At 54.3% G+C, this 6210-nt stretch carries 5 protein-coding genes and 1 pseudogene; 2 read left to right on the top strand and 4 right to left on the bottom strand.

Annotated features, from left to right (window positions below):
• Positions 1–379 (top strand): annotated as a pseudogene (locus tag Tam1G_RS10830) (integrase catalytic domain-containing protein); the annotation flags it as partial.
• 336 nt (positions 380–715) lie between these two features.
• Here Tam1G_RS10830 and glf read toward each other — a convergent pair.
• Positions 716–1891 (bottom strand): UDP-galactopyranose mutase, encoded by a 1176-nt coding sequence (gene glf / locus Tam1G_RS10825; protein WP_101626528.1) that lies wholly within the window; start codon positions 1889–1891, stop codon positions 716–718.
• Between the two features lie 149 nt (positions 1892–2040).
• Between glf and Tam1G_RS10820 the strand changes: the two genes are divergently transcribed.
• The gene (locus Tam1G_RS10820) at positions 2041–3072 is read left to right on the top strand and encodes a glycosyltransferase family 2 protein (RefSeq protein WP_101626527.1); all 1032 of its coding nucleotides are present in this window, start codon (positions 2041–2043) and stop codon (positions 3070–3072) included.
• Positions 3073–3155: 83 nt separating this feature from the next.
• On the opposite strand, the gene Tam1G_RS10815 is transcribed toward Tam1G_RS10820, so the two are convergent.
• From Tam1G_RS10815 to Tam1G_RS10805, 3 genes are all read right to left on the bottom strand, one after another.
• Complete coding sequence (locus tag Tam1G_RS10815; RefSeq protein ID WP_101626526.1) at positions 3156–4232, bottom strand: LacI family DNA-binding transcriptional regulator; 1077 nt, start codon at positions 4230–4232, stop codon at positions 3156–3158.
• Positions 4233–4379: 147 nt separating this feature from the next.
• Positions 4380–5264, bottom strand: a complete 885-nt coding sequence (locus Tam1G_RS10810; RefSeq protein WP_101626525.1) for a carbohydrate ABC transporter permease — start codon at positions 5262–5264, stop codon at positions 4380–4382.
• Entirely contained in the window at positions 5261–6199 is a 939-nt protein-coding gene (locus Tam1G_RS10805; RefSeq protein ID WP_033889927.1) for a carbohydrate ABC transporter permease, read from the bottom strand. Before Tam1G_RS10805 ends, Tam1G_RS10810 begins: the two co-directional genes overlap by 4 nt.
• Positions 6200–6210 lie beyond the last annotated feature (11 nt).

Below are 6210 nucleotides of genomic sequence, written 5' to 3'. Positions count from 1 at the left end.
CCTGTTCACCCCGTCCAAGAAGCCGGTCGCGCGCGAAAGCACCCGGGACGGCCGTCCCCGCCGCGTCTACGACGCACCACGCACCCCGTGGGAGCGGCTCAAGGAGTTCGACGAGGCGGACAGGGCCGCCGGCGGCCCCGGCTTCATACCCGACGACAAGCGAGAGGAGATCGAACACACGCTCGCGACCGTGAACCCGGCCGAGCTCGTCCGCCGCATCCACGACATCCAGGACCGGCTCGAAGCACTGGCGGCACCGCGCACCGCGCGGCTGGCCAGACGCATGGGCCCGGACATGGCATACTTGAACAAGACGCTCGCCCGGATCGCGGGCGTCGAACCGGAAGACGACGAAACCCCACAAGCCGACGCGGACTAGGATTTCACGCTCACCACAGGTGAGGCACCACTCCGGATTACGCGCTCATTTTCAAATGAGGCACCTCGGAGAAAAGATTGCCCGAAGTGGCAAACAAGTAGCGGCTAAGCTTCTCTAATGTTGCGAGATCACGAATGCCATATCGAGTCGCCACATCTTTAAGCAGCCTTTCAATTTTAAATATACTTAAAATTGAAAGCTATTGCTGACACAAATTAAAGTGAACTATAAATAATACCTAAGATAATCTTCTTTAGAGAAGAGATGAGGTACAGGGAAGATGCCTTATCTCCTACCTTGTTGCGAGTAGAAGATAGGGCACCTTAGCGAACAGCGTCACTTCGCCAGCAGCGGGGTGACTTGTTCCTCGTAGGCGGTCAGGGCGGTGTCGATCACTTGGTGCATGTCGTAGTACTTGTACGTACCGAGACGTCCACCGAACACGGTCTTCGGCTCGGCGGCAGCTTTGATCTCGTACTGCGCATACAGGGTCTTATCCGTGTCCGTGTTGATTGGGTAGTACGGCTCGTCGCCGCGCTCGGCGAAGCGGCTGTACTCCTCCCACACCACGGTCTTGTTCGGGTTCTGCTGATCCGCGCGCTCCGGGTTGAAGTTCTTGAACTCGATGGCGCGGGTGTACGGCACGTCGGCGTCGGAGAAGTTCATCACCGGGCAACCGAAGTGATCGCCTTCATCGTAACGAACCTCCTTGAAGTCCACCGTGCGCCACTTGAGGTCGCCGAGCTCGTAGTCGAAGTAGCGGTCGATTGGACCCGTGTACACCACCGGCACACCCGCAGCCTGCAGGGCCTTCTTGTTGTACGGCTGAGACTCGTCGAAGAAGTCCACGCCGAGTTCCACGGTGATGCGCGGGTCGTCGATCATGCGCTCGAACCACTTGGTGTAGCCATCCGTGGGCAGACCCTCCCACGTGTCCTTGAAATAGCGGTTGTCGTAGTTAAAACGGACCGGCAGGCGCTTGATGATCGAGGCCGGCAGTTCGGCCGGGTCGGTCTGCCACTGCTTGCCCGTGTAGTTCTTGATGAATGCCTCGTACAGCGGGCGGCCGATGAGCTGGATGCCCTTGTCATTCAGGTTCTCCGGATCGGTGCCGGCGAGCTCGCCAGCCTGCTCGGCAATCAGCTTCTGCGCCTCGGCCGGCGTGTAATGCGCGTGGAAGAACTGGTTGATGGTGCCCAGGTTGATCGGCAGCGGGTAGACCTCGCCGTCATGCGTGGCGTACACGCGGTGCACGTAGTTGGTGAACGAGGTGAAGCGGTTCACATACTCCCACACGCGCTTGTTGGAGGTATGGAACAGGTGCGCACCGTACCGGTGAATCTCTGCGCCGGTTTCCGGGTCGAAGTAGGAGTATGCGTTACCGCCGATGTGGTCGCGCACGTCGATGATGTGTACGCGAACGCCCGCGTGCTCCACCGCCTGCTGCGCCACAGTCAGACCAAACAGGCCAGCGCCGACGATTACCAGGTCGGGATACTCGAATTCGGTCATATTCTCATTCCTTTGAATGCAACGTTTCCATAATGAATGCTTATCCAAGCGCTCACAACACCTAAGTCGTATCAATGCTACTCGCTTATCTGCCGCAGTGATGCCATACTGAGAATGTCCACATAAACGAAAGAAGAGGCCTCTAGAAAATGCCACAGCCCCAACCGCTCGTCTCCATTATTGTGCCGGTGTATGACGCCGAGGATTACCTGCATTACTGCGTGGACTCGATTCTGGGGCAGTCGTATACGAATCTGGAAGTGATTCTGGTAGATGATGGCGCCAAGGACTCCAGCCCTACCATTTGCGACGCGTACGCCGAGAAGGATTCGCGCGTGAAGGTAATCCATCAGACGAATGGCGGCATTTCGAAAGCTCAGAACGCCGGTTTGGACGCGGCACATGGCGAATATATCGCGTTCTCGGACAACGATGATATTCTCGACCGCCGCAACATCGAATACCTGCTGCACGCGCTGGTAAGCACCGGAGCGGATATGAGCAAAGCCCGCTGGCGTCAGTTTGGCGTCTCCCAGCTGGAAACCGTGGCCGCAGAGGCCGCAACCGGTGCCGAAGCGCCCGGCAAGATCACCGTGTTCGAGCACCCGCTCGCTGCCTACCAAACCGTATTCTGCAAGAGCCTGCGTCTGATTGGCGATAAGCTCGGCCGCAACACCGAGGCTCGCTACTTCAACGAGGCCAACTGGTGCCGCCTGTATAAGCGCGAACTGTGGGATGGCGTCCGCTTCCCTGAAGGTATGTATGCGCAGGATGTGATGGTGGCCGGCGAACTGTACACGCGTATGGGCAAGGTGGCCGACCTCGACGTGAACCTCTACAACTGGCTGCAGTCCGCCGGTTCGGTGACGCATAAGGAGCGCAGCTTCAGCTTCTACCACGACAACTTCACAGCCGGTGCCGCCAATTTCCGCCTGTGCCTGAAACAGGGTGTGCGTCCAGGTCGCAGTTACTACACGCTCGTCGGCTCCTTCCAGGAGGAAACCACCGCTCCTGACTTCAATGACGCCGCCAGCCAGCAACAGCGCAAGCAGGACGCCGCCGAATTCCATGAGCTGCTCCGCAAACTGCCTCTCCCGCAGCGTCTGCACTGTGCTGTAACCCGCCAAATCCGACTGCTCGAAAAGCACATCTATGACGCCAAAATCAAGAATATGAAGTAAGTGCGGCAGCAATTTGACCGTGGTTAAATCAAAACTGAACAAAGCCACGATTCATACATTATCTATTCTCAACAGGAACGTTTTTATTTCTCTTTATGCGGCGCTCCCGTTGAATTTCTGATAACCAGCTTACCGTGAATATCCAAACTCTTCTTAGAAACCCCGGTTTCCTCGCCGCTTTCGCCGGCAACAACACTATTGACGTCCTCTTGATACTGAGGAATCTGTCGCAGCAGCAAATCAACGCTTTCTCGGCCAGCGCGTATGAATTCCTGGTGAATGGTGGTGAGGCCTGGATCCCAAAAACCGGAAAGCGGATGGTCGTCAAAACCAGCCACACTGACATCATCGGGGACGCGCTTGCCCATATCCCGCAAGCCTGAGATAAGGCCAATGGCTAATTCGTCATTGCCAGCGAAAACAGCTGTTACGTCATCGTTCAGAGCAAGGCGACGGCCGATTTCGCGCGCATCTTCCGGGTCCCATCCACAAATAATCGGATCGGGAATATACGAACCGGTATTTTCCAGAGCTTTCCGCCATCCTTGAAGACGCCTGTTGTATTCCAATCGAACCGGAACCGCTACATGGTAGACCGTTTTATGCCCCAGTGAAAGAAGATAACGAGTGATAATCTCGCCGCCTTCCTGATCGCATAGGGATACCTCATGCGCCCCCATAGTCTGCTGGCCCGTTACCATCACATAAGGTCCTTCGAGTGGGAAAAAGTCGCTGATGTTTTCATCGACCATGTCCGGATACATAAAGATGATTCCCAAAGGATTCTGATCCGCAGCCATGTGCAGAGAGTTGAGAATATCTTCACGGCGATCAGTTTCAGGAACGGAAATGGTGATGGAGGCTCCTCGTTCCCGGGCTCGAGATTCTATGCCGCCAAGCATCTGAGTTGGTCCGAGTTGAGATGAGTTAATCGTCACCACTGCGATGGCCGGGTTGATTTCCCTCACCAGAGCTCGAGCCAAAGCGCTAGGCCTATAATTCAACGTTTCAATGGCCTGTGCAATTTTCTTTTGGCTTACCGGACTAACATTGCTGCCGCCATTGAGATATCGGGATACAGATGACACTGACACACCTGCCAGCTTGGCAACATCTTTGATGGACACGCTTTTCTTGCCAGAAGCTCGCATCTTGGCCATCCTTTCACCGCATTACACAGTATTCAAGTCTCGAATAGGGACTCGGCGCTGAGTCCGCTCACTATTCAATAGATTAGCAAAATAAGACAATCCGTTGCCGGTGTAAAGGCGGGAATTAGACCTCACACCAGCAACGGATAAGCCTGATTACTTCACTGCGCCTCCGGTAATGCCAGAGATAATCTTCTTCTGAGCCACAGCGAACACAACTAGCAATGGCAGACTCATCAGGATGATGTACGCAAAAATGAGATGCCAATTGTTGAGGTGTAAGCCGGCGCTTGCCACGTTGTACAAGTTCAGCGGCAATGTATCGAATTTGCCGGAAAGAATGAACAGTGCATAGAACACGTCATTCCATATGTACAGGATCAGCAGAATCGTCGCAGCTCCCAGAGTCGGCCCCAGCAACGGCAGCACAATGGTGAAGAATATTCTCGCCGGTGAGGCCCCATCAATTCGGGCTGATTCCTCTAGGGATATCGGAATCGTCCTGATGAATCCAGTCACGAAGAAAATTACCGTGGAGAGATATATGCCCATGTATACGCAGATCATGCCGATTGCGGTACCTGCCAATCCGATGGTTTTCAGCAACATCATGACGGATACCACTGCGGGAGGAAGAATCAGGCCAGAGATGCACAGTGCATAAATGATGGCCATCGGTTTAGTAGCGCGTCGAGCAAGAATCCATGATGCCATAGAGCCGAAAATCAACGCCAAGGCTACGGCCGGCACCGTGACGGCCACACTACCGAAGAAGGCCGTAATCATCTTGCCTTCCGTAAGCACCGTTTTGAAGTTGTCGATAAGGTGCCATTCCGTGGGCAAACGAAGCGAGAGCTGCAATGCCTCTGCTTGATCCTTGCTCGCCGTGATGAATAGCAGATAGAACGGCAACCCCAGAGAAATAAATACCAGTAGAACCAGGAACACGATGTGCCGAATCTTACGGCCAGTCGACCATTTGCTTTTGTATACCGGCTGGTCCGACTTCTGCGGTTCCGCTTGGAATGTGGCCATTGTCATAGTATCTTCTCCTCACGCTTACGCAGGTATGTAATTACAGGAACGGCCATGATCATCACTACAAGGAAGAGAATGAGACTCATTGTTGTGGATTGTGCATAAGTTCCTTGACCGAACGTACGCCACACGTACAGGTTGAAGATTTCGGTTGATCCTCCAGGACCTCCGTTAGTCATGGCCTGAATGGTATCGAAGCCGTTCATGGAACCGAGTAGCGAGGTGGCCACGTTGAATGTCACAGCTGGGGCCAGAAGAGGGAACTTGATTTTCCAGAACATCTGAAAACCATTCGCGCCATCGATTGCTGCGGCTTCCAGCACTTCGGAGTCGATGGTCTTTAATCCGGCGAGGTAGATGATCATCGCCAGACCAGCCCATTTCCACCCCTGGATTGCCGAGACGAGCACGATGGTCCATGTAGTACTGCCTAGCCAGGCCGTTTTCACCGTGTGCCCCAACAGACCGCCAAGCAGCTGGTTCAGAGCGCCATTAGGCTGCAGAATCGCCTGCCACACGTAGCCGACTGCGAGCGCCGACATCAGCACGGGAATGAAGAATAGTACTCGCGCCAAACGGTTAGCGAAGGTGTCTTCTTCCAAGAAGACCGCTAGGAACAGGCCGAACACATTCTGGAAGAACGCCACGCATACAGCGAAGATCAGAGTGGTTCGCAAATCCCTGAGTAGCATGCCGTTCTTGAACAGCGATATGAAGTTATCGAATCCGTTGAATGAGATATTCGGATTGTATGCACTCCAGTTGGTGAACGCGAGAACGAAATTCAGGATTGTAGGGATAAAGAAGAACACCAGCAGTATGAAACCTGCAGGCACGAGGAATCGAACCGGATAGTTCTGGCTGAGCAACCGAATGTAATTATGCCGGGCAACTCCCGTAGAAGATTGCTTCACGCTCGATGCGCTATGTGTTGACATCAACACTCCTT

It is taken from the genome of Bifidobacterium imperatoris (assembly GCF_002860405.1).
Taxonomy (GTDB): domain Bacteria; phylum Actinomycetota; class Actinomycetes; order Actinomycetales; family Bifidobacteriaceae; genus Bifidobacterium; species Bifidobacterium imperatoris.
This window is presented reverse-complemented; position numbering and strand designations above follow the sequence as displayed.

Coding starts and splice junctions, on each gene's coding strand:
- Tam1G_RS10805 (WP_033889927.1), bottom strand. CDS start 6,199: ATGTCAACACATAGCGCATCGAGCGTGAAGCAATCTTCTACGGGAGTT.
- Tam1G_RS10820 (WP_101626527.1), top strand. CDS start 2,041: ATGCCACAGCCCCAACCGCTCGTCTCCATTATTGTGCCGGTGTATGAC.
- glf (WP_101626528.1), bottom strand. CDS start 1,891: ATGACCGAATTCGAGTATCCCGACCTGGTAATCGTCGGCGCTGGCCTG.
- Tam1G_RS10810 (WP_101626525.1), bottom strand. CDS start 5,264: ATGACAATGGCCACATTCCAAGCGGAACCGCAGAAGTCGGACCAGCCG.
- Tam1G_RS10815 (WP_101626526.1), bottom strand. CDS start 4,232: ATGGCCAAGATGCGAGCTTCTGGCAAGAAAAGCGTGTCCATCAAAGAT.